Annotated in this window: 18 protein-coding genes; 13 read left to right on the plus strand and 5 right to left on the minus strand. The window is 45.7% G+C overall.

Annotated features, from left to right (window positions below):
• The first annotated feature begins 1 nt into the window (after position 1).
• Genes I2I33_RS14360 through I2I33_RS14370 form a run of 3 tightly spaced genes read left to right on the plus strand, consistent with a single transcriptional unit; the run spans position 2 to position 3,635 of the window.
• Positions 2 to 1,372: a RagB/SusD family nutrient uptake outer membrane protein gene (locus I2I33_RS14360; protein ID WP_087419397.1), complete on the plus strand. Its 1,371-nt coding sequence runs from the start codon at positions 2 to 4 to the stop codon at positions 1,370 to 1,372.
• 28 nt (positions 1,373 to 1,400) lie between these two features.
• Positions 1,401 to 2,534 carry a TlpA disulfide reductase family protein gene (locus tag I2I33_RS14365; protein WP_087419398.1) on the plus strand — a complete coding sequence of 378 codons (1,134 nt, stop codon included), beginning with the start codon at positions 1,401 to 1,403 and terminating at the stop codon, positions 2,532 to 2,534.
• A 6-nt stretch (positions 2,535 to 2,540) separates the two neighbouring features.
• On the plus strand, positions 2,541 to 3,635 hold the full coding sequence (locus I2I33_RS14370) for a peroxiredoxin family protein (RefSeq protein WP_087419399.1): 1,095 nt from the start codon (positions 2,541 to 2,543) through the stop codon (positions 3,633 to 3,635).
• 55 nt (positions 3,636 to 3,690) lie between these two features.
• Here the strand turns inward: I2I33_RS14370 and rnr are convergent, their stop codons facing one another.
• Positions 3,691 to 5,970, minus strand: coding sequence for a ribonuclease R (rnr, locus tag I2I33_RS14375; protein ID WP_087419400.1), 2,280 nt, complete (start codon positions 5,968 to 5,970; stop codon positions 3,691 to 3,693).
• A 523-nt stretch (positions 5,971 to 6,493) separates the two neighbouring features.
• A complete protein-coding gene (locus I2I33_RS14380; RefSeq protein WP_087419401.1) occupies positions 6,494 to 7,390 on the minus strand; it encodes a helix-turn-helix domain-containing protein in 897 nt (298 codons plus the stop codon).
• 198 nt (positions 7,391 to 7,588) lie between these two features.
• Between I2I33_RS14380 and I2I33_RS14385 the strand changes: the two genes are divergently transcribed.
• Entirely contained in the window at positions 7,589 to 8,584 is a 996-nt protein-coding gene (locus I2I33_RS14385) for a cyclophilin-like fold protein (protein WP_087419402.1), read from the plus strand.
• Between the two features lie 52 nt (positions 8,585 to 8,636).
• On the opposite strand, the gene I2I33_RS14390 is transcribed toward I2I33_RS14385, so the two are convergent.
• Positions 8,637 to 9,605 (minus strand): NAD-dependent epimerase/dehydratase family protein, encoded by a 969-nt coding sequence (locus I2I33_RS14390; RefSeq protein ID WP_087419403.1) that lies wholly within the window; start codon positions 9,603 to 9,605, stop codon positions 8,637 to 8,639.
• Positions 9,606 to 9,713: 108 nt separating this feature from the next.
• Entirely contained in the window at positions 9,714 to 10,202 is a 489-nt protein-coding gene (gene rnhA, locus I2I33_RS14395; protein WP_087419404.1) for a ribonuclease HI, read from the minus strand.
• A gap of 103 nt (positions 10,203 to 10,305) precedes the next feature.
• Here rnhA and I2I33_RS14400 point away from each other — a divergent pair, with 103 nt between their 5' ends.
• Positions 10,306 to 12,201: a TlpA family protein disulfide reductase gene (locus I2I33_RS14400; protein ID WP_162613686.1), complete on the plus strand. Its 1,896-nt coding sequence runs from the start codon at positions 10,306 to 10,308 to the stop codon at positions 12,199 to 12,201.
• Here I2I33_RS14400 and I2I33_RS14405 read toward each other — a convergent pair.
• Entirely contained in the window at positions 12,198 to 12,635 is a 438-nt protein-coding gene (locus tag I2I33_RS14405; RefSeq protein WP_087419406.1) for an N-acetyltransferase, read from the minus strand. The genes I2I33_RS14400 and I2I33_RS14405 overlap by 4 nt on opposite strands.
• A gap of 271 nt (positions 12,636 to 12,906) precedes the next feature.
• On the opposite strand from I2I33_RS14405, the gene I2I33_RS14410 reads away from it, so the two are divergent.
• The 8 genes from I2I33_RS14410 (at position 12,907) to I2I33_RS14445 (ending at position 25,140) form a co-directional block, all read left to right on the plus strand.
• The gene (locus tag I2I33_RS14410) at positions 12,907 to 15,477 is read left to right on the plus strand and encodes an RNA-binding domain-containing protein (protein WP_087419407.1); all 2,571 of its coding nucleotides are present in this window, start codon (positions 12,907 to 12,909) and stop codon (positions 15,475 to 15,477) included.
• Positions 15,478 to 15,545: 68 nt separating this feature from the next.
• On the plus strand, positions 15,546 to 15,821 hold the full coding sequence (locus I2I33_RS14415) for a hypothetical protein (RefSeq protein ID WP_087419408.1): 276 nt from the start codon (positions 15,546 to 15,548) through the stop codon (positions 15,819 to 15,821).
• Positions 15,822 to 15,869: 48 nt separating this feature from the next.
• Positions 15,870 to 16,439: an RNA polymerase sigma factor gene (locus I2I33_RS14420; RefSeq protein ID WP_087419409.1), complete on the plus strand. Its 570-nt coding sequence runs from the start codon at positions 15,870 to 15,872 to the stop codon at positions 16,437 to 16,439.
• A 71-nt stretch (positions 16,440 to 16,510) separates the two neighbouring features.
• Complete coding sequence (locus I2I33_RS14425; protein ID WP_087419410.1) at positions 16,511 to 17,689, plus strand: FecR family protein; 1,179 nt, start codon at positions 16,511 to 16,513, stop codon at positions 17,687 to 17,689.
• Positions 17,690 to 17,822: 133 nt separating this feature from the next.
• A complete protein-coding gene (locus I2I33_RS14430) occupies positions 17,823 to 21,344 on the plus strand; it encodes a SusC/RagA family TonB-linked outer membrane protein (RefSeq protein ID WP_229128310.1) in 3,522 nt (1,173 codons plus the stop codon).
• A gap of 18 nt (positions 21,345 to 21,362) precedes the next feature.
• Positions 21,363 to 22,859, plus strand: coding sequence for a RagB/SusD family nutrient uptake outer membrane protein (locus I2I33_RS14435; protein WP_087419412.1), 1,497 nt, complete (start codon positions 21,363 to 21,365; stop codon positions 22,857 to 22,859).
• Between the two features lie 25 nt (positions 22,860 to 22,884).
• Complete coding sequence (locus tag I2I33_RS14440) at positions 22,885 to 23,874, plus strand: hypothetical protein (protein WP_087419413.1); 990 nt, start codon at positions 22,885 to 22,887, stop codon at positions 23,872 to 23,874.
• 342 nt (positions 23,875 to 24,216) lie between these two features.
• The gene (locus I2I33_RS14445; protein WP_087419414.1) at positions 24,217 to 25,140 is read left to right on the plus strand and encodes an ABC transporter ATP-binding protein; all 924 of its coding nucleotides are present in this window, start codon (positions 24,217 to 24,219) and stop codon (positions 25,138 to 25,140) included.
• The last annotated feature ends 20 nt before the right edge of the window (positions 25,141 to 25,160 follow it).

Raw genomic sequence — 25,160 nt, forward strand, 5'->3', positions numbered from 1 at the left:
TATGAAAAAGATATTTGTTTATATGTTTTTTTTAGCGACTGTTTTATATAGTTGTGATGATTATTTGGATGTTACCCCGAAAGGCAAGTTATTACCGGTTTCTACGCAGGATTTCAGCGAAATGATGGGAGACCCGAGTCTACCGAGTGAGGCGTATCCGCTCATAGATGTGATGAGTGATAACTGCTATATGGAAGATGATCGCTTGGCATCCTCTTTTATGAATAGTTCCGGCAAGGCCTATTTATGGCAGGATGATTTTTTTACCAAAACGGAGGATGATCCAATATGGAATGATGCGTATGGGGCTATTTATACATGTAATCTGGTTGCAGAGAGAATTGATGGAGCGACCGGAGGAACAGATGTAGATAAAAAAAGAGTGAAGGCGGAGGCCCGTTTTAATCGAGCGTACTACTATTGGTGGCTACATAGTTGCTATGCGAAAGCTTATGATCCGGAAACGGCATCTGAAGACTTGAGTGTTCCATTACGTTTAACTTCCGATTTGGAAATTAAATTATCTCGTGCGACATCTGATAAAGTTGTAGCTCAATTGTTAGAGGACATAAAGAATCCTGAAGATTTGCCAGAGAAAGCATCAAGTCTTTACCGGGTTAACCGGGGAGGGGCGTATGCTCTATGCGCTCGTATTTACCTTTTCTTGGGAGATTATGAAAATGCTTTGAACTATGCAGAATTAGCCTTGGAACAAAATAGTGATCTTCTGGATTATAATACTTATTCGTTTAAAAATCCAGGAAATCCTTCTTCTGGTGTTAATAACAGACCCACGAATCCTTGGGAATCTCCCGAAGTGTTATTGTTTCGAGGCGATGGGTTTAACGATCTTTTTTCTTCGTTCTCTACAAGCGAAGAATTGGTTGCTAGCTACGATACTTTAGTCGACTTGCGTTACAAGTTCAATTATACCCGGTTGAATCGGAGTGGAAAGCCTCGGGAAGAAAAGACTCCGGCTTTCTTGCATAAATTCGATTTTAGCATTGGTGTTCCTGAAATGTTATTAACCAAGGCTGAATGTCTTGCCCGGAAAAATGATCGGGAATGTTTAAAGGTGTTGGATCTGTTGCGGGAGAAGCGAATACAGGAATCTGCATACAAACCTTTGGATGTTCCGAATGATAAATTATTACAAACCGTACTAGATGAACGCCGTCGAGAATTAGTCTATCAAGGATTGCGGTTGTTTGATATGAAACGGTTGTGTAAGGAAGGTATCTATACGAAAACGGTAACCCGGACATTTAAGGGAGAAACGTTCTCTTTGGCACCGAATTCTAATCAGTATTTAGTTCCAATTTCGGCAAAATTAATGACATTGAACAATAATATTTTACCAAATCCAAGATAGTCGTAATAAATAATTAAAATCGTATTGTATGAAATCATTGTATGTATTTTTTGCGCTGTTTTTTACAGTGTTGACAGCTTATGCTGTTGAAAAGCCGGTAAAAGTTACTGGGAATATAAAAGGTTTGGGGAATAATGAAGTAGTTCTTTATACTTTCGAGAATAAAGAAATGGCACGTGCCAAAGGGGTGAATGATAAGTTTACCTTGGAGCTTTCCGTGGATACGGACTATGGTCAGCCTTTTTATATACATTTTCCTTCGATTGCTCCACTAGGGCCTTCTATGAAAATACCGACCATGATGCTTTTCGTGGATTCGGATCATGTTGAAGTGACAGGGTTTATTAATGAAAAAGGAATTAACAAAGAAAGCATTAAAGGGTCTCCCCTGTCTCTTGCTTATGAGGCCGTGTTTGCAAATTTACCGGTTGCAAAGGAATTGAATGAGGCGATCCCTGCCTATAACAAGGCTTTTCATGAATATAACGAGGTGTCCATGACGGATGAAAATATGGCTATATTGAAAAAATGCGGGGCCAGAGTGGATTCTCTACAAAATGTGCAAATGCAACAACTTTTTGCTTCTATTTCTACGGATTCTAAGAATAAAGCATTGGCCGTGGTTATCAGCTCGTATGCGGCATATCAAGACGTGGAACAACAGGAAACATTGTTGAGTCAATTTGATGCCTCTATTCGTCATTGTTATGGAGTAGAAAAAATGCAGCAACGGATCGACTTGATAAAGAATTGTGCTGTTGGTGCAGTGGCTCCTGACTTTGAATTGAAGGATACGTCCGGGAAAATGGTAAAACTATCTTCTTTCCGGGGAAAATACGTGCTTGTGGATTTTTGGGCTTCCTGGTGTGGACCTTGTCGTAAAGCGTTACCTCTTGTGAAGAAAGCGAATGAAGAATTTAAAAATAAAGGGCTTCAGGTGATTGGGGTCTCTGTCGATAAAAGAGCAAAGGATTGGGAAAAAGCTTTGGAAGAAGAGAAGTTGCCTTATTTACAATTGCAAGATCCAGAGGGAATTACCGGGAAAATGTATAATTATAACGGGATACCTTTTATTATTCTGATCTCTCCGGAAGGTATTATCTTGGAGAAAGAATTATGGGGTGATGGGATTCGGGAAGCCATCACGAAGTATATAAAATAAAGTAGAATGAAATATTTGTTTTTATTTTTGGTTGTTGCGGTCTGTGCCTGTCAGTCCGGGCCGCAAGCCCGTTTAAACGGGAAATTCGGACAAGACCTGAAAAGTAAGACCATAAAAGTGAAGACCCCGAAGAGCCATCGGGATAGCGTGTTGTTTACCATTCCGATTAAGGAAGGCGGGAGTTTTTCCTGGGCGGGGAGTTTACCTGAGGGTACGATGTTGGTACTGGACTTGGATAAAGATTATATCTCTATTCCGTGGTATGCCGAGAGCCAGGATTATACTTTGGAACAGGCCGGAGAGAATTATTATCTAGTTTCTTCTCGAAAAGAATCTTTGCAAAATCGTTTTACCGAATTTCGCAAAGAACAGGATCGGAGGGAAACCACGTATAATACGGAATGTCGAGGGTATGATGCGATTACTGACATGGAAGAGAAAGTCCAGTTCTCGGATCGAATGGGTAAGATGTTTGACGAGAATCAGGAGTATTTACTTTCTGGGATTCGTCAATTTGCGGGGACTCAGATTGGGGATTTTCTGGCAGACGAGAAACTTTATTATTGGGAAGTTGATTATGTTGGTTTTACCAAGGTAATGGAGATATTAGACGGGCATATGACAGAGACCCCGATGAAAAATCGTTTGGTAGCAACTTATGATAAATTGAAGGCAAAGCAACTTACTGGTGTAGCCCCTGATTTTGAATTACCCGATATGAAAGGAAAGCTCGTTCGATTATCTTCTTTCCGCGGGAAATATGTTTTAGTGGATTTTTGGGCTTCTTGGTGTGTGAGTTGTCGGCAGAATAACCGGGAATTGTTTAAATATTACCCGGAGTTAAAAGCGGTTGGTTTGGAAGTTATTTCTATTTCTTTGGATGATGATCGTGATAAATGGATAAAAGCAGTTGAAACGGATAAAATAACTTGGACACAATTGATTGACCCGAAAGGATTCAAGGCAAGCGAATTACGTAAGTCTTATAAATTTGATTCTCTTCCGACTGTTTACTTAATTGATCCGCAGGGAAATATCGTGATGAAAAAACCAACATTGGAACAAATGCGGGAAATATTGAAAGGAAAGAAAAATGAGTAGGGGATGTGGTAAGTTGCATAAAAAAGTTGAGCCTTAAGCTCAACTTTTTTCATTGTTATTTCTTTCTTTTTTTCTCTTTCCTTCTCGTGGGAGCATCTCCTCGCCTTCCCCGTCGGAGTTTACGTTCCGGGCGCTGGCGGCTGCCACTGGCTTTGGGAGGAACCACTTTTGCCGGGGCGGCAGTTGTGGTACTCGTACTTTCCACGAGAGCGAAATCCAGTTGACGGGCAACCAGATTAGCTTTTGCTACTTTCACGAGTACCTGATCACCTAGTTGGTACACTTTCCGGTGGTGACGCCCCACGATGCAGTAGTTTTCTTCGTCGAACTCGTAATAGTCTCCTTCCAGCTCGTTGATAGAAACAAGTCCTTCGCATTTGGTGTCATTCAGTTCCACGTAGAAACCCCATTGCGTTACACCGGAGATCGTTCCCATGAAATTCTCGCCCAGTTTGTCGCTCATGAACTCGACTTGCTTGTACTTGATGGAAGCTCTCTCTGCATTGGCGGCGATTTGTTCCATGTCGGAGCAATGTTTACACATCTCCTCGTACTTCTCGGCATTGGCAGAGCGTCCGCCGTCAAGGTAACGTTGCAGCAAGCGGTGGGTCATCACGTCCGGGTACCGACGGATCGGTGACGTGAAGTGCGAATAATAGTCGAAAGCCAGTCCGTAGTGTCCCACGTTCACCGTCGAGTAGACGGCTTTTGCCATCGTGCGAATAGCCAGCGTTTCGATCATGTTCTGTTCCGGGCGGTCCTGCACGTCTTCCATCAATTTGTTCATGGAAGAGGAGATTTGGCGAGGTGTACCTGTCCGGATGCGATAACCGAACTTGGCGATAAAGCGGCCGAAATCTTCCAGTTTCTCGGTGTTCGGTTGTTCGTGAATACGATACACGAATGTTTTGGCTTTTTGGTCTTCCTTGACTTTTCCGATTCTTTCGGCAACCTTTTTGTTGGCGAGAAGCATAAATTCTTCGATCAGTTTGTTGGCCTCTTTCGAGCGTTTGAAATACACGCCCGTGGGTTTCCCGTTCTCGTCAATATCGAAACGAACCTCGATCCGGTCAAAAGCGATGGCACCGTTCTGGAAACGGGCGGCCCGTAATTTCTGTGCCAGATCGTTAAGGGTTAATATCTCTTCTTTATAGTCACCCTCGCCGCCCTCGATCATGGCTTGGGCTTCCTCGTAAGTGAAACGGCGGTTTGACTTGATGATAGTCCGTCCGAACCATTGTTTCACTACCTCGGCTTTATCGTTCAACTCGAAAACTGCCGAGAAACAAAGTTTTTCCTCGTCGGGACGCAGCGAACACAACCCGTTGGACAGGTGTTCCGGTAGCATCGGGATCGTGCGGTCCACGAGATACACGGATGTTGCACGGGAGTAAGCTTCCTTGTCCAGCACCGAATCCGGGGTCACGTAGAAACTGACATCAGCGATATGCACGCCGACTTCGTAATTCCCGTTTTTCAGTTTTTGGAGCGAGAGGGCATCGTCAAAGTCCTTGGCGTCTTTCGGGTCGATCGTGAACGTTGTGACCTCCCGGAAGTCTCTCCGGTTCTTGATTTCCTCTGCCGGGATGGCGTCCTTTATTCTCTTCGCGGCTTTTTCCACGTTTGTTGGGAATTGCACGGGCAGTTCGTATTCCGCCATGATGGCATTCATTTCCGTGTCGTTGTCTCCCGGTGTCCCGAGAACTTCCAGCACTTTACCCACGGGGTTTTTCTGGTTCTCCGGCCACTCGGTGATCTTGACGATGGCTTTTTCTCCATCCTTGGCCCCGTTCAAGTCGTTCAAGGGGATAAATATATCGTAGGGTAACTGTTTGCCCGTGGGAACGAGAAAGGCGTATTGTTTGGAGCATTGTATGATACCCACGAATGTCTCTTTCTTGCGTTCGAGGATTTCCACCACTTCCCCTTCGGGGCGTCTTTTGGAACTCCGGGCGTAGAGCAACACTTTTACCTTGTCGCCGTTTAAGGCGTGGTTCAAGCCAACCTGGGGGATGAAAACGTCTTCCTTGCAATCATCCGAGATCAAGTAGGCGGTACCTTTGGCCGTCAAGTCAATAATTCCGGTCACGTAAATGGTATTTACCTTGAATTTGAATACCCCGGTTGATTCTTCCGTGAGCATATTGTCATTTTTCATCTCGTAAAGAACGGTCATGATCAATTGCTTGGCATTCATGTTCTTGATGCCTAGTCTTTGGGCTAGTTGCTTGTAATTGAAGTTTTGATCGGGGTTACCGGAAAATATATCGTATAATAATCGGTGTAATTCTTTTTTACCGATGTCTCTCTTGCTTTTTTTCTCTTTCTTTGGCATAATCTAAATCGTAAAATATCGGGTATGGGCGATAAAAGAACGCCTGTCCCTCTTAAATAAAGTTACTAATGTACTGTTTTATTTTCGTATTTTTATATATAAAGTTTCAAAATCTCCGTTTTTCTTTCTTGAGAGATGTTTAGACAACTTGAATTGCTTGTCGGGGAGAATGTTTTAGCTTTCTTCCAAATAATCGTTTTTGATATTGTTAGTTGTATGATTTTTAGGTGGTTATTTATGCCCTTGTTAATAATGATTTATGGAATTATACATGAGCAATAGCTGATCACTTTCGTGTAAAGCGCTATTAGAACGCTATTAAAACGCTATTAAAGCGCTATACTAAATAGCGTTTTAATAGAATTTTAATAGTGTGATTATAATTTTTTATCCGGAAGTGATCATCAAGTGATCTATTATACTTGATGTAATGATTATGAAATAAGGGACTTAAAAGGTTTGTCGTGGGGAGAACGACCCGATGGGTACCCGTTTTGTATTTACGGGATACCCATTTTTTTGATCAATTTTGGGCTCGGAATTCGTTGGGGGTGCATCCGGCCACCCGTTTGAACATCCGGCTTAAATGCTGGGGATATTGAAATCCCAGATCGTAGGCGATTTCGCTCATCGTTTTGTCCGAGGAGAGTAGGTTTTCCTTGGCACGTTCGATGACCTTGGTCTGGATGTATTCCGAGGCTGTTTTCCCGGTTTGTTTGCGGATCATGTCGCCAAAATAATTCGGGGAAAGAAAGACCTTGTCTGCGAAGTATTTGACCGAGGGTAAGCCTTCTTGTTGCGGCATCGGGCCATCGAAATACTCATCCAGCAAACGTTCGAACCGGACGATGATGTCGTTATTTTGCTGGTTGCGGGTAATGAATTGTCGGTCATAGAAACGGAGGCAGTAGTCCAATAGTACTCCAATATTTGCCGTGATCAGCCGTCGGCTGTGTTTATCAATGGCGTGTTCCAATTCTGCTTGTATTTTATTCAGGCAATCCATGATCGTTTGGCGTTCTTCCTCGGAGAGGTGTAGGGCTTCATTTACCTCGTAGGAGAAAAACGTGTAGTTACGAATCTCTTGTCCGAGTGCCGTACCCCGGATGAGGTCCGGATGAAACAGTAGCCCGTGGGCCATGGGGCGAACTCCGGGAGCCATGTCAATCCCGGTGATCTGTCCCGGGCCGAAACTGACGATGGTACCGTCTTGATAGTCATAGAACTGCCGTCCGTAGCGAATGTCGCCACATTTGATGTCTTTTAGGAAAAGGGCGTAGATGCCGTAGTTAAAAATTGCCTGTGTGGGCCATTGGGTGGATTGTGATAAATCGACGACGCTGACTAACGGGTGGCGAGTTTCCAATCCGAAGAGTTTGTTGTAGTCGTCCACGTTGTTTATTTTCAGTATCTCTTCCATGTTGTTCGTTATTAGTTACTCACAAAAATAAGATATTTTATCGGAAAAATAATCGGTGTGTTTTCAAGTTCCGTAATTCAGGTATAAACTTCTGTAAATCGTATACAGGCGGGCCGCTTTTCCCGATCTACATTTGTATCAATGTAAAACGTATGATTGAAAAGACTACGATTATTAATTTGAATAAAAAGTGGAGATATGAAAAAGTTATTATTTATTCCGTTCATATTGTTGGTCCTGGTGTCCATGGCAGCGTGTGGCAGTTCGGGGGATGATTCGTTTGTACCGGACGAGGAACCCGGTATGTCCGTGGATTCGGTCGGTAATGGTCGATATTTGGTTCTTTATAGTTCCCGTTCCGGGAACACGGAAAAAGTGGCCCGTCAGATTAGCACGACACTTCATTGTGATATATTGGAAGTGGAACCTGCGACTGCTTACGAGGGGGATTATAACGCCATGCTTGACCGGGCAAGCGAGGAACTGGCGGCTATCGATAGGGGGAATTACCCGGCTATCGCAACGTCCGTGGATGGCTTTGACAAGTATGATCTTATTTTTATCGGTTACCCAATCTGGTATGGTCGTATGGCTACGCCGATGCAAACATTTCTACATGAATACGGATCCAAGCTGTTGGGGAAACGAGTTGCTTTGTTTGCCACGAGTGGGAGTAGCGGAATATCGACTTCCGCGAATGAGGCCCGGGGGTTTTGTCCGCAAGCAACTTTTACAGAGACTTTGTTGCTGACGTCAAGCGGGCTTGCCCAGATGGAGAGCCGGGTGGCAACGTGGCTTGAAGGGTTGGGGGCTACCCGGGAAGAAGAAGAGGATGAGGTGAGTTCGCTGAAAGTGAAGATTACTATCGGGGAACGGACGGTGACGGCGACAATGGAGGATAACGTGACGGCGAAGGCATTTCTGGCTCGCTTGCCGTTGGAGGTGGAGTTGAGCGATTACGCCGGGGCGGAGAAAATTTTCTATCCTTCACCGAAGTTGTCTACCGAGGGGGCTCCCCGGGGAGGTAATCCCACGGCGGGAAGTATTATGCTCTACGAACCGTGGGGGAACGTGGCGATTTTCTATAAGAGTGGCTCGGCTAGTAATAGTCTCATCCCGATGGGACAGGTTGACGGGGATGGGATCGAGGTATTCCGGGAGTCTGGTTCCCTAAGGGTGAAATTTGAAAGGTGATGAATAAAAGTATTAAAAAAGCAGCCTTTATTGGGCTGCTTTTTTAATATTTTTATTTGATCAATCCTTTGTCGAATTTTTCTTTTACCTTGATCAACATATCGTTTGTCATGCTGGTAAGGTCGAATTTCGGAGCCCAGCCCCATTCTTCGCGGGCGCAAGTGTCGTCCATGCTGTTTGGCCAGCTGTTGGCGATGGCTTGTTTCACCGGGTCAATCTGGTAATCCATCTTGAAGTCGGGGAGGTGTTTGCGGATTTCGGCAGCGATTTGCTCGGGTTCGAAGCTCATGGATGCGATGTTGAAGCTGTTCCGGTGTTTTAATTTGCTGGGATCAGCTTCCATTAATTGTACAACTGCATTCAAGGCATCCGGCATGTACATCATGTCCATGTAGGTTCCTTCTTTCACGTTACAGGTGAATGAACCTTTGCGGATGGCGTCGTAGTAGATCTCTACGGCATAGTCCGTGGTTCCGCCACCGGGGAGAGTCACGTATGAAATCAATCCCGGGAAACGCACGCTACGGGTGTCAACACCAAAACGGTTGAAGTAGTAGTCGCTTAAAAGCTCGCCTGTTACCTTGCAAACCCCGTAAATCGTGGTGTTGGAACGTTGCAGCGTGTCTTGGGGAGTTTTGTCTTTTGGGGTATCGTTTCCGAAAGCCCCGATAGAACTCGGCGTGAACACAGCACAATTGTTATCCTTGGCAATGTACAGAGAGTTGGTTAAAGCACCAATATTGATGTCCCAGGCTAATTTGGGGTTCTTTTCTCCCGTGGCTGACAACAGGGCAACCAAGTTGAAGATGGTGTCAATATTGTATTTTTTCACGATGGCACTGAAACCTTCCCCGTCAAGAGCGTTCAATTCCTCGAATGGACCTGCTTCTGCCAATGCTTTACATTTTTCAGCACTAATATCAGCTGCCACTACATTGTTGTTTCCATAAATGGATCTCAAGTGGGGTACCAGTTCGGAACCGATTTGTCCCCCTGCACCAACGATTAATATTTTTTTCATCTCTATAAGTTTTTGTGATGAATGATGTTACTTTTTCTAGTTTTAGATTGTAGCGCGAAAATAGTTATTTTAGAATCTCCTTGACTAACAATTGACAATTTTTTTTGCCTATTCACTAAAAAGTTGTTCGTCAGAATTCTGTTCTGCTTCATAATATTCATCGATTTGTAGGTTCGGGGCTTTATAGGCGGCCACGGCGAGCTGGTCACAGCGTTCGTTTTCCGGGATATTGGCATGTCCTTTTACCCAAATGAATTTCACGTGGTGTTTGCGATAAAGGGCGAGGAATTGTCGCCAGAGGTCTGGGTTCTTTTTTTTCTTGAATCCGGTCTTTTCCCAACCGAATACCCAACCTTTTTCAACGGCATCGACCACGTATTTCGAGTCGGAGTAGATGGTCACGTTGCTTCCTTCGAAGCGCAGGGCGGCAAGCCCGATGATAACGGCGAGCAATTCCATGCGGTTGTTCGTGGTCCGGCGAAAGCCTTCCGACAGTTCTTTACGATGCGGTCCGGCCATGAGTACGACCCCGTAGCCTCCCGGTCCGGGGTTGCCGCTGGCGGCTCCGTCTGTGTATATCGTGATATTATGTGACATATATTCGTTTTTATGCCGTAAAAGTAAGCATTTTGTTAAAATGTTTGTATATTTATATCGAGGAAACAACAGGCCTTTGCGTGGTCCTGATAAAATAGCAAATATGATAAAATTAAGTCGAACTGTCTTGATGTTCCTGTTCGTGGGCATTCTCGTTGCTTGCCAACCGAAGGAACGGGTGATTGATTACCCGGCCTTTCAGGCTAAAAATTCTGCATCACTTGAGATTTCCCGTATTGTTTTGAATGACACGGCTACTATTGTTTATGCCGATGGCGAGCAATTTCCCGGTGGCTGGGCCCGGGTGGATTCCGGGATCTATATCTTGGCGAACGGGCAAAAGTATCTAGCCTTGAACTCGGAAGGATTGAAGTTGAGCGAGAAATTCGAGATGCGTGATACCGGGTTGCTCTCGTTCAAGTTATTTTTCCCGCCGCTCCCGAGAGGGGTGAATTCGATCGATTTGATCGAAAGCCGGATGAATCTGGGGGGCTGGCATGTTTGGGGATTGAATTTGAATCCTGATGTTGAAGTGGTTGCCATGGCTGTCCCGTCGGACGTGTCTGCCCGGGACTGGAAGGAAGCTACCACGTTGCCGCCGGCTGAGTTGAAGACGGGGAAGACGAGGGTGAAGGTGCGTTTGTGCGGTTATCGTGATTTGATGGACGGGCGGGATGTCGAGCTTTTCGTGAGCGATATGTTTAGCCCGGGGAAGGAGTTTTCGAAGAGGATAGATCAGGATCACAGTTGTACGTTTGAATTTGATCAGTATTCCACGACGTGGGTTTATTTGAGCAACACGCTTTTCCACACGATGATCGTGCTTGATCCGGGGGATGACGTGGAGGTGTATGTCGATTTGGAAGAGGCTACCCGAAGGGTTTCTCGCTACCAGAAAGACCGGATGAAGGCTCATCGTTTGGCTTACGTGGTCGGGGAAAGTCGATTTATCCCCTTGAATTACGCGTTGCAGGATGAATATGAGGATGGATTTTCCATGTATTCTTTCTATGAGGATATCAACGGGATGAATGCCGACGAGTATATCGCGTACGTGATGAAGCTTTACCGGGCCGAGATGGAGCGTCTGGCAAATGACAAAATGCTACCGGACGGGGTACGGAAATACCGGGAGATCGGGGTGAAAGGTTTTGTGATGAGGTTGGTTTGTTCCGGGGAGTCTAATTTGGAAACGGCTTACCGGGAGGCGAATCATATCGGGTGGGATCAACGGGAGATCAATTTCAAAGCCCCGGAGTTCACGGATAAGCATTTTGCGGTGTTGAAGGATTTGGATGTGAACCGGTTGGATATGTTGTACGCTCGTGATTTCCCGTATTGTTTTGATATTGTTGGTTACCGGATTCCCTCGTTGAATCGGTTGGAAAAGATACTGGGGAGCCAAGAAGGATTTTTGATCGATTATTTCAAATTGCAAGGTATTTATGATCAACTGGAGAATATGAAGCCCTTGACAAAAGAGCAACAGCGGAATCTGGCTACTATCGATCCCTACTACACGAAGGCTTTTGAACAGGTGAAACGGCAGATCGATGCTAAAGTGGCGGAAAGTAAGGTGAAGGCGGAAAAACGAATCCGGGAGGTGCCGTCGGTGTCTGAGAAAAAGTTATTCGACGCGATCATGGCCCGTTATAAGGGGAAAGTGGTGATGGTGGACTTGTGGGCCACGTGGTGCGGACCTTGCCGGGGTGCGATTGCCGCTTTTGAACCCCGGAAAAACAAGTTCAAGGATAAGGATGTCGTTTTCGTGTATATCACGAACGAATCTTCCCCGGAATCCAAATGGTTGGAGATGGTGGCAGGAATCGAGGGGGAGCATTATCGTTTGAATCGTAAACAATGGGATTATATATGTGATCACTTCGGTGTAGATGGAATTCCCTCGTACGTTATTGTCGATCGGGACGGGAATGCCCGGTTGAGAAATGATTTGAGGGGATCGGGGATGTTGGAACAGGAATTGTCGGGGATGCTTTAAGTGTCCCGTTGATATTTCATGGTGAACTCTTGCCGACCGGTTTGTTCGTCGGTTTGTTCACGGGTGATCGTGAAGCCTTGGTGTTTGTAGAATGTCAAGGCTTGCGTGTTTTCCGCGTAAACGTTTAATTCCAGTTCGGGGTGTTGTTGTTTGATATATGCCATGAGGGCTTGTCCGATTCCTTGTCCTTGTCGGTTGGGAGAGACGAAAAGGGCGGCGATGTAGTTGCCGATCAGTGAGATGAATCCCGTGATTTCGTTCGTGTGTTCGTCTTCGTGGACGTGGGTTTGGCTTTGTGGCAGGTATGCGTTACGCATATCCAGAACTTTGTTTTCCCAGTAGGAACGGGGAATGAAGGAGTGGGCAATGGCGGATGCTTCGAGCCATATCTGGATAACGGCGGCCTCGTCTTGTTGTTGAAAGTGGCGGATCATGGTCTTGTATATTTTTGCGTTTATGTGAGCGAATGTAATAAAAAATAGGTGAGATTGAAAGTGTTTTTTAATGAAGAGGAATAAATGTTGGAAGAGAGGGGAATAAAATTGTAATAGCCTGAAGTGCTGATTTTCAGAAAAAAGTTGTTACTTTTGCATGGTTGCGATTCATTGAGGAGGAATGGAGACATTGATTTTTTGTCATGAGGTGCGGCGCTTTACCAAAAAGTGTATGTTTAAATATTTTTTGCATTAAATAAAAATAAGAATAATGGATTTTGTATCTCCTGAACATTTGTTCGAGGAACTTCCTCTCACGAAAGAAGAGGCAGGCATTCTTGACGAGTATATTTGCGATTATGATTTCACGGTTGTTGGAAAACAAGGGCCGGAGTGGATATTTTCTTTCTTGGGTGTTGTTCGTGCGGAGTTAGGGGGAGAGGAAATGATCTTGGAGGATTATGATCTTCTGAATGATATTTTTATTCGTATATTGGAATGGATGCTTGAGGGGTCCGATTATTTGAAATGTTTTGAAGGGGTCAAGCTGAATGATGCCCGAATGCAGGTGGAACGTTATCTGGATGAGGCTATTGCCAGTAGAGAGGCGATCCGGTTGATTGATGCTGGGGAAGAAGGGGAGTATATTACTTCGAAGTTAGAGAAATTGATGGTGTCGGGTTACCTGTACAAGAAATCGCTCGTGTGGATAACGCTACTGACGATCGTTCGGTTTAGTCCGAGGTTGCATTTATTGCCGGCACGGGGGCTTGTATTGCTGGTGTATAACACGCTGAATAAGCCTAATCCAAGGGTGATGGAACGTTTTAACGAACGGGTCGCTCTTGTGAGGGAACAGGATGATGTGTTGTGTTTTGAGGGACATACCCGGGATCAGATTCAAGAGGCTGTTTGGATTCTGGGGGCCCGGATCTTGTTGGGGGATCCCGTGCAGGAAGAGCTGGCAAGCTTGCGTTCCATGTTTTTCAGGTACTTGTATGTGTTACGGGATAAGGAAGATGAGGTGATTCGGAAGAACGCATTTAATTCTTTGTTATTTAACCAGAAGAATGCCGTGTTCACGTGGGAGGAGTTGTTAAAGTTCTCTATTCCCGTCCTGATGGAATCTATTGAAGAAAAGACGGTTGATGCGATTAGAAATTGTCAGGGGCGTCTGTACGAGGGACACGGGCAATTATTAGTGGAAACGAAAGCAATCACGCTTGCCGCCCCGGTTTCATTAAAGTTTGACACGCTGATGGAGATTGACGGTGTTGCTCTGAAACTCGGGTACAGTAAGAAAAAGTTGAGTTTCGAGGAAGGGTTGGTGGGAACGACTCAAGCGTGGAGAGGTATCCTCGCTGACTTTTCGGATGAATTGAGAAAGAGCGTGATTCATAAAAAACGGCCGCCCGTGGGGGCTGTCGTGAATATACGGGTAAAGCTGGTGCATAATTTTAAACCCACGCTGGCTTTCGTTACGATCGTGGACCCGCAGTATGATGGACAGGGCATTTTGCATGTCAGCCAAGTGACACGGGCAAGGCTGGATAGTTTGAAAGATATTCTTCATCCCGGGGATATTATGACGGCGACGGTAGTGGAGTCGGAGGATGACCGCTTGCAGTTCTCGATCTGGGAGGAGCTGAATCAGGTGGCCGTGGAGCATTTGCGGGTAGGGGATCAGTGTAACGCCTTACTTCTGAGTGAGAAGAATGATTTCGTGACATGGCTGTCGGAAAGTGGTTTCTTGGTTTCTACTCCTCTGGCAGAGGGGGTAAGCGAGGAAAGGGGTGGTTACTATCTTTTGGAAATCACGGATGTTCCCCCGGTAGGGAGGATCAAGGGAAAGATTCTAGAAGCGACGAAGGAACGGTTTGACCGGCACGAGGCAGTGGCCAATCTGGTTTACAGTTATATAGAAGAGTGCAAGAAATATAAAAACGGGGACGGACAGGGAAAGTTTAACACGGGTAAGATCGAGCGTTCTATCGGGGTTTCGGGTAAGTACGTGAAGGAGTTGATCCGGTTGTTGCAGCTTTACCTGACGCAAGAGGTCTGTTTGGAGAATCTGAATTTACTTTATTTTATTCGCTTGTTGGCTCACGTGTTAGGTGATTATCGTTTGAAAGGATATTATGATTGCCTGATTAATCATTTGATCGTGAAGTATGAATTTATAGAGGGACGTTTGGAAACGTTGGATCTAGGCGTGTTGGAAAAGGACTTCCGGGCTTACCCGGCATTGGAACCTTTGTGGGCGGTGATCCGGATGCTGGCGTCCTACGGGGATCGTTCTTTTGCGGGGGATTTGGAACATCTTTCTCATTCAAAGGATGATTACGTGGCTAAAGTGGCCGAATCTATATTGGCAAAAGAGGGGCAGGGAAATCTTACGGAAGAATCTCGTTGGAGGGAGGATGAGTTATTGGAATTGTTGTCTTTGAAGGGGAAGGAAGATACCATAGTCGGGAACATGAAAGAAAAGCAAACGTTTAAGAACTCGCTGGTCTATCCGGTGGGGGCGAAACACGTGGACGTGGAGGCTCAACTGGATTCGATCATGCAGGATATATGTAGTTTTTTGAATGGACAGGGGGGAACCGTGTATATTGGGATGAGTGATAAGGGGGTGCCTGTGGGGATTCAGGCGGATTTGGATTACTTGTGTTGTAATCTGGATAAGTATGAGTTGTTCCTTCATCAAAGGATAAAGGAGGCTTTCGGGGAAGAAGTGGACCGGACAATTCAGATTGAAAGGAAACAATTCGGAGATAAGGTGGTGGAGGCTCTCGTGGTGCCGCGTTTCGATCGGGAGGTGGAGTATCATTCGGAGAATTGAAAGGCCGTTAGAGGTGAAAGTCGGTTTCAAGAGTTTTGGAGGGGATTGTAACATGAATAATTGGGATTATGGAATGGAATCGAGTGGGTAGCGTGATATGCCTGTTAGGTGGAATCGTACTTGTTTTTGGTGGGGTTTATATGATCTTGACGGGACAGACGTCTGGGGGATATACTTCCGGGTCAATGGGGAATGTCCAGTATGGCACGATGGATGGGTACGGGGTGTTGTTCGTGGGAGGAGGAATGCTTGCAACTGCTCTTGTTTGTTATTTGAGCTATAAGAATCAGATTAAGAAAAAGAAGAAGAAAAAAAGAAAAGGTGGTTCGAAGAAGAAATTATAACCAATACTAAATATTTTTCATATATTTGTTTTTAAGTAGCACATTTATATGGAGCTTGGTGATGGATATACGAAATTAGTTTACGGGGTAAATCGTAAAGACGAAAAAGCGTGGCAAGAGTTGTTCGACTCTTACTATGAAAGTTTGTGTCATCATGCGGCTCGAATTTTATTGGATGATCACGTGGCGGAGGATGTCGTGCAGGAGGTGTTCGTGAACTTGTGGAACGGAACAGCTGTTTTCGAGAACGAGAAGGCTTTGACGGTTTATTTGTATCGTTCGGTGACGAACAACGCATTGAAATATTTGCGGGACCGGAACACGGAAGAGGCCCGGTTGAGGTTGTGGAGTGAGGTGGAACGGGAGATGTCCGAAGAGGATTTTTCGAGCGTGGTGCGGGAAGAGGTGTTGCGCAAGTTGAGGGAGTTGATCGATTTATTACCGGGAGAACGTCGGAAAGTGATCTTGATGAGCATGGATGGGATGAGCGGGGAGGAGATTGCGGCGAAGTTGGGCGTGACGATTCATACGGTTAAACAACAAAAATATCTAGCCTATAAATTTATAAAACAGGAACTTGGCAAGTACTGGATCGTGGCCATGTTATTTTTTCTGTAAAAAAATCATTTTTCTTTTTATACTTTTTCGGTTTTTTGGATTTGATAAATGAATCCAATATAAAAAGTGTAATGAAACGTCACGGTCATACTATATTTGAGGTTGTTCAACAAGTGGTTCGAAACTTTTTCAACGAGGAAGATGAAGAGACGAAAAAGGAGTTTCAGCAATTGATGCGAGAACCGGGCTTGTTGAATAATGCTTCCGGGCTGGAAGACAAAAAACAGCTTGTGTCTTGGCTGAAGGAGCCTTCTCGTTTTTCTTCGAAGGATGGGTACAAGAAATTTCAGACATACGTGAGACGGGGACGGAAAGTCCGGGTGATACGGAAGGTGGGGATTGCTGCCTCATTTTTACTGGCTCTTGTTCTAGGAGGGACAGCTTACTGGTTGAATGTACATTGGGAAAAACGGAATCACGTGGAGTTAGTTGAAGAGATACAGCCCATCATGTCAAAGGGATATATTATGCTGGACGATGGGACCCGGATTGATTTGGGTGAGGATAAAGGAGAGGTTCGGGAGGCGGATGGGATAAAGATTACCCGGGATTCCGTGAAGGTGGTGTATGCCTCGGAAAATGTAACGCCAACGGATAGAATTGCTTATAACGAGTTGAATGTCCCGCGGGGAGGGGAGTATATGTTGGTGCTGACGGATGGAACGAAAGTGTGGGTGAATGCTGATTCCCGGTTGAAGTTCCCGGTACGTTTTCGAGAGGATCGCCGGGAGGTGTATCTGTTGTCGGGGGAGGCTTATTTTGAGGTGGAGAGAGATGCATCGAAACCTTTTCTAGTGCATACATCCCGGGGATGCGTGACGGTGTTGGGGACGGAATTTAATGTGCGTGATTACCCGGAAGAGTACCGGGTGGTGACCACGCTGGTAAATGGTTCCGTGCAGTTCACGGGGAAGGATAAAAAGAAGGTTGTACTGGAACCGGGGTTTCAGGTTATCGCTGATTCTTTGACGGGGACGTGGGATGTGCGGGAAGTGAATCTGAAAGAGTACGTGGGATGGCGTAACGGGCTTTACGTGTTTAGTCATTTGACGCTGGAGGAATTGATGAGGGTGGTCGAGCGGAATTATGACGTGACGGTCTTTTTTGCAAACGAAGAGTGTAAGCGACTGGTTTTTTCGGGAGATTTACAGAAGTACGAGACGGTCGAGCATTTTTTGAGATTTATAGAGACGGGCGGGGATGTTCGCTTTGTGGTGAAGGAGCGTACGATTACTGTGTATAAAAAATAAGACAGGGTTGCCCTGGTCCGGCAACCCCGTCTAAGTTGTTATAATTACCTATAATTAAACATTCAAATGTATGAAAAAAAATTGGATTAGTAGGCGTGGTGTGCCTATCCATGTCTTAAAAAAAGTTTTTTTGATGATGAAACTGACTTTCTTATTAACCGTTGTGTTGCAGGTCAGTACTTGGGCAACGGGGTTCTCCCAGGAGAACAGGGTGTCTTTGCAGATGAAAGATGTTTCCTTGGAAACGATTATTCTGGAGTTACGGGAACAGACGGGGATTCGCTTTTTTTATAGCATTGATAAGATAAAAGCGATCGATCATCTTTCTATTGATGTCAAGAACGAGGTGCTGAAGGACGTGTTGAGTCGCTTGTTGGAGGGGACGGGGCTCACGTACACGTTGCTGGATGATGTGATCGTGATCAAGGATTTGGTGGTCAATCAAGATCCCGTGAGGATTTTCATCCGGTTGAAAGGATGGGTTGTAGATGAGAAAAGGCGGGCGATGCCGGGGGTTACGGTAAAATTATCGGGTACTTCTCTCGGGACGGCCACGGATGCGAAGGGGTGGTTTTCGTTGCAATTACCCGTTCCCGAGGGTAGGTTGGAGTTTTCTTTCGTGGGGTTTGCCACCCAGATCGTTGACTTCTCGGTCCGCACGGCGAGAGACACGATGCGAGTTGTTTTGAAAGAGGATCTGATTAAAATGGATGAAGTGGTTGTCACGGGCTATCAGGCCGTGAAAAAGAAAGCGATGGCCGGTTCATACTCGAAAGTGGATGCCGATGAATTGGTGATGACCGGATCGCAGACGCTCGAACAAATGTTGCAGGGGAAACTACCGGGTGTGATGGTGATTAACCAGAGCGGTTTGACCGGAACTCGTCAGAAGGTGCGTGTTCGGGGTACTTCCACGCTGGTCGGGAATGCCGATCCGGTGTGGGTGGTTGACGGGATTATCCAACAGGACCCGTTGCCTTTCAGCACCAGTGAATTGACCAATATTGGTGATGATAATATGGATATGATTAAAAACTTTGTCGGAGGGGCCATTGCTTGGTTGAATCCCAATGATATTCAGGATATAACCGTGTTGAAGGATGCTTCGTCCACGGCCATTTATGGGGTAAAGGCCGCTAACGGGGTGATCGTGATCACGACGAAGAAAGGGGAGCGGGGACGTTTGTCATTGAACTATTCCGGTAATTTCTCCGTGGGGGAGAAGTTGAATTATGACAAGCTGGAGATTATGAATTCCAAACAGCGGGTTGATCTTTCCCGGGAGGCTTACCAGAGAGGGGCTCAGGTGCCGAATGATAAAATCGGTTATATTGGGTTGGCGTTGGCTTACCAGCGGGGAGAGATTTCTTACGACGAGTTTGATCGGGGGGCTAAGGCGTTGGAATCCGTGAACACGAACTGGTTTGACGTGCTTTACCAAACCCCGTTTTCTCATTCTCATTCGTTGAGTTTCTCGGGAGGTAATGAAAACTCGACTTATTATGCCTCTCTGGGTTATTCAAGTAACCAAAATACGGCAAAGGGAAATTCACAGACTTCTTATACCGGGCGGTTGAATCTGAGTTCGACGTTTTGGAATAAGCTACGGTTGAATGTCTCTTTATCCGGCTCGCACACGGAGACAAAGGCTTTTGCCAATGGGGTGGACCCGTTCAATTATGCTATCAATGCCAACCGGGCTATTGCTTGTTACGAGGAGGACGGGAGCCTGTTTTATTATGCTAGCGGAGACGACGGGTATGATTATAATATTTTGAATGAATTGAAATATTCCGGGAATGAAAATAGGAGTAGAAGTCTGAATTTGAGTGTTGATGCACGCTGGACTATTCTGGATGGTTTTGTTTTCTCTACCACTTTGGGGGGAGGTTCTATTTCTACGTTCGGGGAGTCGTGGTTTACGGAACGGACTCATTACATTGCCGGAATTCGTGGGTATAATTATGGCGAATACGATGTGTTTGACACGGATTTCAAAGTTTCGCCTTTGCCCTATGGAGGCGAGTTGAACGTGGATGAGAATGAAGGATTCAATTATAGCTGGCGAGGACAGTTTGAATATATAAAGAATTTTGGTCGTCACGCCGTGAATGTGATGGTTGGGGGTGAGTTGAGTAGTAATAAGCATAAATCTTATGCGCAAACGAATTATGGTTATATGCCGGAGCGGGGCTTGTCGTTCGTGGATGTGCCTCTGGGTACGAGACCGAGTACGGATGCTAATTACACGCTGAACGGGTATGCGCGTACGGCTCCCTCTTTGACGAAATCGTTGAATAACACGTTGTCTTACTATGTTTCGGGTTCTTATATGTATGACAATCGGTATGCCTTGAATTTTTCCGTGAGAGGTGATGGTTCCAATCGTTTCGGGCAGGATGAGAAGGAGAAATATCTGCCGGTGTGGTCTATCGGTGCCCGTTGGAACGTGACGGATGAACATTGGTTACAGGGACAGGATTTGTTGAATTATTTGTCTTTGTCGGCAACCTTCGGTTATCAAGGGAACGTGGTGGAGAACGTGAGCGCGAATCTGATTGCTAAAATCTTGCCTTTGGACCCGGAGACGGGAGAGTTTAAGATGACTTACACGAAATTACCGAATCCTGATTTGAAATGGGAAAAGACGAAGTCGATTAATTTAGGAATTAATTTCAGCGTTTTGCATAGTAAGGTAAACGGTTCGTTCGAGTATTATTACAAGAAAACGGAGGATTTGGTTACCCAACGGGAGATTCCTTACGAGAACGGAGAGCATTCCATGTACGTGAATGGTGGTAATATGAAAAATTCGGGTTGGGAGTTGTCGTTCAGTCTGGTACCTGTTCGGACACGAGATTTCGTGTGGAGCTTGGGATTCAATACCTCGAAAGTGTATAACGAGGTGAGTTCGGAATTTGAACCGACAGGGGATTGGAAAGAGGTTACAGGCGGGAAATATAACAAGAAAGGGTATCCTGTTTCCAGTTTCTGGGCATTCCGTTTTGCCGGGTTGAACCCGAAAAATGGCGGGCCTTTATTCGATATGTCCGGGGCGGCTACGAACGCGGGGGAACTGGACGTGACACAGTACATGGTTCATGCCGGGAAGCTGGACCCGGATTTAACGGCGGGGTTGAATATGAACTTCCGTTACAAGAATTGGACGCTGGCGACTTCTTTCTATTTATCAACCGGGAACCAGTGTTTTTTGAGTTCGCCGTATGGAGAGATGAAGAACACGTACGGTATGCCGAGCGAGTACAAGAATGCCTCGACCCAGCTGTTGAAACGCTGGCGGGAGTCGGGCGACGAGAAGTACACGAATATTCCTTCTATCCCGGTGGGCGAGAATTGTTTGCCGATGTACCCGTTTAAAGATTCCAGCGTGAGCCTTTATCCTTACGAGGCGTGGGCAAATTCGGATGTCCGGGTTGTGGATGCGTGGTATTTGCGTTGTAACAGTATAAGTCTTTCTTACGTGTTCCCGGAGAGATTGATTCGCCGGTTTGCCCAGAACGTGGGTTTTACCATGACGTTATCCAATCCCTTCCAGATCGTGAGTAGCGATTTTGATAGCCGGGATCCGGAGGTGGCGAAGGGAAGCCAGCCATTGACGAGGAATTTTACCTTTAGTTTGAACGTGAGTTTTTAATTAAAATAGATAAAGAGCATGAAATCGATCGTATTAACACTCGTTGGTTCGTTCATGTTGTGGATGCTTGTCGGTTGTGACGGTTTCCTTGACGAATATAGTATAACTGAAGTTCGGCCGACAGAACTTACCGATATAGAACAGTTGTTGCTGGGAGATGCTTATCTGGATGCCGGACAGAAAGAGGTGCAGTATAATATCATGGATATTTTTACGGATGATATAAAGTGTAACGGGTTGGGAAATGAAGGTTTCCGGACTTATTTCGAGAGTATGAGGTGGCGTTTTTTGTGGGATGCGGATATGTTCAACAATGCCGGGGGTGGGTATGATGCTGCCTTTTGGGAGTTGCCTTACAACAAGATCTTGGGATGTAATATCGTGCTGGATTGTCTGGATGACATGACCGGGGAGGCATCTTTGAGGGAGAACCTTCGGGGGGAGGCGTTGACGTTACGTTCCATGTATTACCTGATGTTGGTGAATATGTATGGAATGCCTTATAATGAGGGTGATCCGAGCCTGAATCCGGGAGTACCTTTGAAGTTGACGATGGAGGTGCGGGATGAACGATTTCCTCGTAATTCCGTGGCCGAGGTGTACGGGCAGATCGAACAGGATTTGTTGAGGGGTAATCGGCTGTTGACAGAGAATGATTATAACCGTAACTTTTTGAGGATAGGTCATTTGGCCGCCAAGGCTCTTTTGTCGAGGGTGTATCTGTACATGGAGGATTGGGACCGGGCGATTGCTTACGCGGACAGCGTGTTGCAGGTGAAACCGAATCTGTTGGATTTGAACACGGTGGGATGGGGTACGCCTAGATCCCCGGAATCGTTATCCGTGTACGCTACCGGAACGCCGGACGAGGTGATCTGGATGCGTGAAGGTTACCGGGAGTTGGGGGATATGCAGGCTTCCGATCCTTGTTATATGGTTTCCGATGAACTGTTGGACTTGTACGGTTCTTGTAACCAGACGATGGTGCAACAAAAGACGATTCGGGATATACGGGGTTGCTTGTATTTTGCGTGGAATTTTAAAATGGGATTCCCGTCTGTGACGTATTACCGGAGTTTTTTGTCTATCGGGGGGAGTGATAATGGCGTGTATCAAGGGATTCGCACGGCTGAAATGTATTTGAATCGAGCTGAGGGATATATCCGTAAATATATGGCCGGAGGGGATGCGTCTTATTGCCGGAAGGCTTTGAACGATTTGAATGAATTACGTCGTCACCGTTTTAATAATAAGTACACATACGAGGAAGTGAATATCACGGATCCGAATGATTTGTTTGAATTTTACCAAGAGGAACGCCGTCGGGAGTTAGCTGGGGACTGGATACATCGTTGGTGTGATTTGAGAAGGTACGGTATGCCGGAAATTAATCATACTCTTTTCGAGACAGCTTCCGGCAACAAGACCGAGGCGACTTTGCAGAAGAACAGGTACGTGTTGCCGATCGCGGAAGAGGTGATCCGTTTGAATCCCAGATTGGAACAGAATAAATAGTCATGGAATTTAAAACTAGGGTATTATGAGATATTTTTTGATAATAATATTAGGATTGTTTTTGTGGACGGGATGTAATGACGATGACGAGAAGTTAACACCTTCGACGGAACCGGAGTTTCGTTATGTCCTTCCGCAAGGGAATCACGATTATGACACGAAGATCGTGAGCTGGTATGAAGACTGCGGGATTTATTTTCTGTATAAGTTCGAGGATAAGGATGTGTATTATAACGAGAATGACCGATGGGCGGGGTTTGTGGATGATACGATGCAAATTAATGATGGTGAGCTAGCGTTTTATAATGCCGGTTTGCGTGTGGAGTTGCCGGACGAGGAATATGTCGGTAAGCAATTGGAGTGGATCGAGAAGTTGTTTTTGAATCATTATTCCAAGGAACTTCTGAAGAAGAAGATGGTGAAAAAGGTGATTCTTGCCAAGAATGTGACTTACTGTTATCGTTTGGGAAATAAGGATCTGGCAGAACAGGAACGGGATTATTTCAGTAATATCGCCAATACACTGATATTTAGTCATGGGGATGCGTCCGTGGAGAATATGACGAATGAAGATTTGCTGGAGATGAAGAATGAGTTGCACACGTGGATGTTGACGGAGAAGTTGGTGGATGATTACCCGATGGCGGAGTTGGAGGATTTCCTTTCCGTGACGGATTATTCTAAAACCTTGTCCGCGGATTATTACGAGGAGTGGATGGCTGAAGGTTGGTTGGGACGGTTGGCAAACTCCGAGGAAGTGGCAAAGAGCGAGGATATTCGGAATTACGTGGAGATGATCATTACGACACCGAAGGAGATGCTGGAAATAGATGTGAATTCAATCTCGTATCCTGACCCGTTGTTTTGGGTAATCGGGGATTATGATTATGCCGGTTTTTTACATCCGTCGATGGACGTGGCGGGGAACATTAAGAAGAAATACGATCTTATTGTTGCTGCGTTTAAAGACTGGGGGGTAGATTTGCCGGTTATTGGTGAGTTGTATTACGAGTAGTTGAGTGGCAATAGAGAGGGAGCTGGAATATTCCCTGTTTCGGGGAGAAGTTACCAGCTGAGGCTGTACAAAAAGTCATTTTTAAACAACTACCCCCACTAACTCCCCCTTACACAGGGGGAGAAACCGCTTGGTAATTAGCTCTCCCCCTGTGTAAGGGGGAGCTGGAGGGGGTAGTTTGTAGATACTGGATAAGACTTTTTGGACAACCCCTGGCAACGAAGCTGGCGGAGGAGTTTGTAAACGAAAGTAAAACCTTGTGTTCTTGGGGAATAAAAAATGATGGCAACTTGCTGTCATGGGAGAACTATGTCTAGAATTTTATAATAATAAATCGTTTGTATGGAAAATCCAATTGTAAAAGTTGAACATTTGTATCATCGGTATACTTCCAGTCGCTGGGCGATAGAGGATATTAATTTCCAGATCGATGAAGCCGGGGTGGTCGGTCTTTTAGGATCGAACGGGGCTGGTAAGTCTACCACGATGAACATTATTTGTGGTGTGATGAGACAGACCACGGGAGAGGTGTATATCGACGGGATAAACACGTTGAAAGAACCCGTGAAGGCTCGTAAGTTAATTGGTTTCTTGCCACAGAAACCGCCTTTGTACCCGGATCTGACGATCGACGAGTATTTACGTTTTTGTGCCGAAATACAGTGGATGGATAAGAAAAAGATTAAATCGGCGATCGCTGTTGCCGAGGAACGTTGCGGCATTACTCACATGAAAGATCGGTTATTGCGTAATCTTTCGGGTGGATACCAGCAACGCGTCGGGCTGGCTCAGGCCATCCTGCATGATCCGAAGTTCGTGGTTCTTGATGAACCGACGAACGGGTTGGATCCGAACCAGATACTGGAAGTTCGCCAGTTAATCAAGGATATTGCCGAGGATCGGACTGTGATGCTTTCAACGCATATCTTGTCGGAAGTGCAGGCCACCTGTTCTTCTATCAAAATGATTGAACACGGGAGAGTGGTTTTTTCCGGTAGCACGGAAGATTTTGATAATTATATCGAACCGAACACGCTTTATTTAGAATTTGATCAGCTTCCGGTCGTGGATGAATTGATGAAATTACCCGGTATCAAACGGGCGGAAGTGTTGGACAATCATGGCGTTCGCTTGTGGTATGACGGGGAGCGGGGAACGATCAAGCAAGTGATGCGGGAGGCGGTTTCTCGGGGATGGGATATGACAGAATTGCGAAAGGAGAAGAGTTCCATGGAGGCTGTGTTCGCTAAATTGTCCGGTAAATAATCAATTAATTCTAAGAAGTA

The organism is Butyricimonas sp. BSD2780061689_150309_C8 (assembly GCF_015560935.1).
Classification (GTDB): domain Bacteria; phylum Bacteroidota; class Bacteroidia; order Bacteroidales; family Marinifilaceae; genus Butyricimonas; species Butyricimonas paravirosa.

Excerpts from the sequence above, each read along its gene's own strand:
- I2I33_RS14360 (WP_087419397.1), top strand. The coding sequence starts at position 2 with ATGAAAAAGATATTTGTTTATATGTTTTTTTTAGCGACTGTTTTATAT.
- I2I33_RS14365 (WP_087419398.1), top strand. The coding sequence starts at position 1,401 with ATGAAATCATTGTATGTATTTTTTGCGCTGTTTTTTACAGTGTTGACA.
- I2I33_RS14370 (WP_087419399.1), top strand. The coding sequence starts at position 2,541 with ATGAAATATTTGTTTTTATTTTTGGTTGTTGCGGTCTGTGCCTGTCAG.
- rnr (WP_087419400.1), bottom strand. The coding sequence starts at position 5,970 with ATGCCAAAGAAAGAGAAAAAAAGCAAGAGAGACATCGGTAAAAAAGAA.
- I2I33_RS14380 (WP_087419401.1), bottom strand. The coding sequence starts at position 7,390 with ATGGAAGAGATACTGAAAATAAACAACGTGGACGACTACAACAAACTC.
- I2I33_RS14385 (WP_087419402.1), top strand. The coding sequence starts at position 7,589 with ATGAAAAAGTTATTATTTATTCCGTTCATATTGTTGGTCCTGGTGTCC.
- I2I33_RS14390 (WP_087419403.1), bottom strand. The coding sequence starts at position 9,605 with ATGAAAAAAATATTAATCGTTGGTGCAGGGGGACAAATCGGTTCCGAA.
- rnhA (WP_087419404.1), bottom strand. The coding sequence starts at position 10,202 with ATGTCACATAATATCACGATATACACAGACGGAGCCGCCAGCGGCAAC.
- I2I33_RS14400 (WP_162613686.1), top strand. The coding sequence starts at position 10,306 with ATGATAAAATTAAGTCGAACTGTCTTGATGTTCCTGTTCGTGGGCATT.
- I2I33_RS14405 (WP_087419406.1), bottom strand. The coding sequence starts at position 12,635 with ATGATCCGCCACTTTCAACAACAAGACGAGGCCGCCGTTATCCAGATA.
- I2I33_RS14410 (WP_087419407.1), top strand. The coding sequence starts at position 12,907 with ATGGATTTTGTATCTCCTGAACATTTGTTCGAGGAACTTCCTCTCACG.
- I2I33_RS14415 (WP_087419408.1), top strand. The coding sequence starts at position 15,546 with ATGGAATGGAATCGAGTGGGTAGCGTGATATGCCTGTTAGGTGGAATC.
- I2I33_RS14420 (WP_087419409.1), top strand. The coding sequence starts at position 15,870 with ATGGAGCTTGGTGATGGATATACGAAATTAGTTTACGGGGTAAATCGT.
- I2I33_RS14425 (WP_087419410.1), top strand. The coding sequence starts at position 16,511 with ATGAAACGTCACGGTCATACTATATTTGAGGTTGTTCAACAAGTGGTT.
- I2I33_RS14430 (WP_229128310.1), top strand. The coding sequence starts at position 17,823 with ATGATGAAACTGACTTTCTTATTAACCGTTGTGTTGCAGGTCAGTACT.
- I2I33_RS14435 (WP_087419412.1), top strand. The coding sequence starts at position 21,363 with ATGAAATCGATCGTATTAACACTCGTTGGTTCGTTCATGTTGTGGATG.
- I2I33_RS14440 (WP_087419413.1), top strand. The coding sequence starts at position 22,885 with ATGAGATATTTTTTGATAATAATATTAGGATTGTTTTTGTGGACGGGA.
- I2I33_RS14445 (WP_087419414.1), top strand. The coding sequence starts at position 24,217 with ATGGAAAATCCAATTGTAAAAGTTGAACATTTGTATCATCGGTATACT.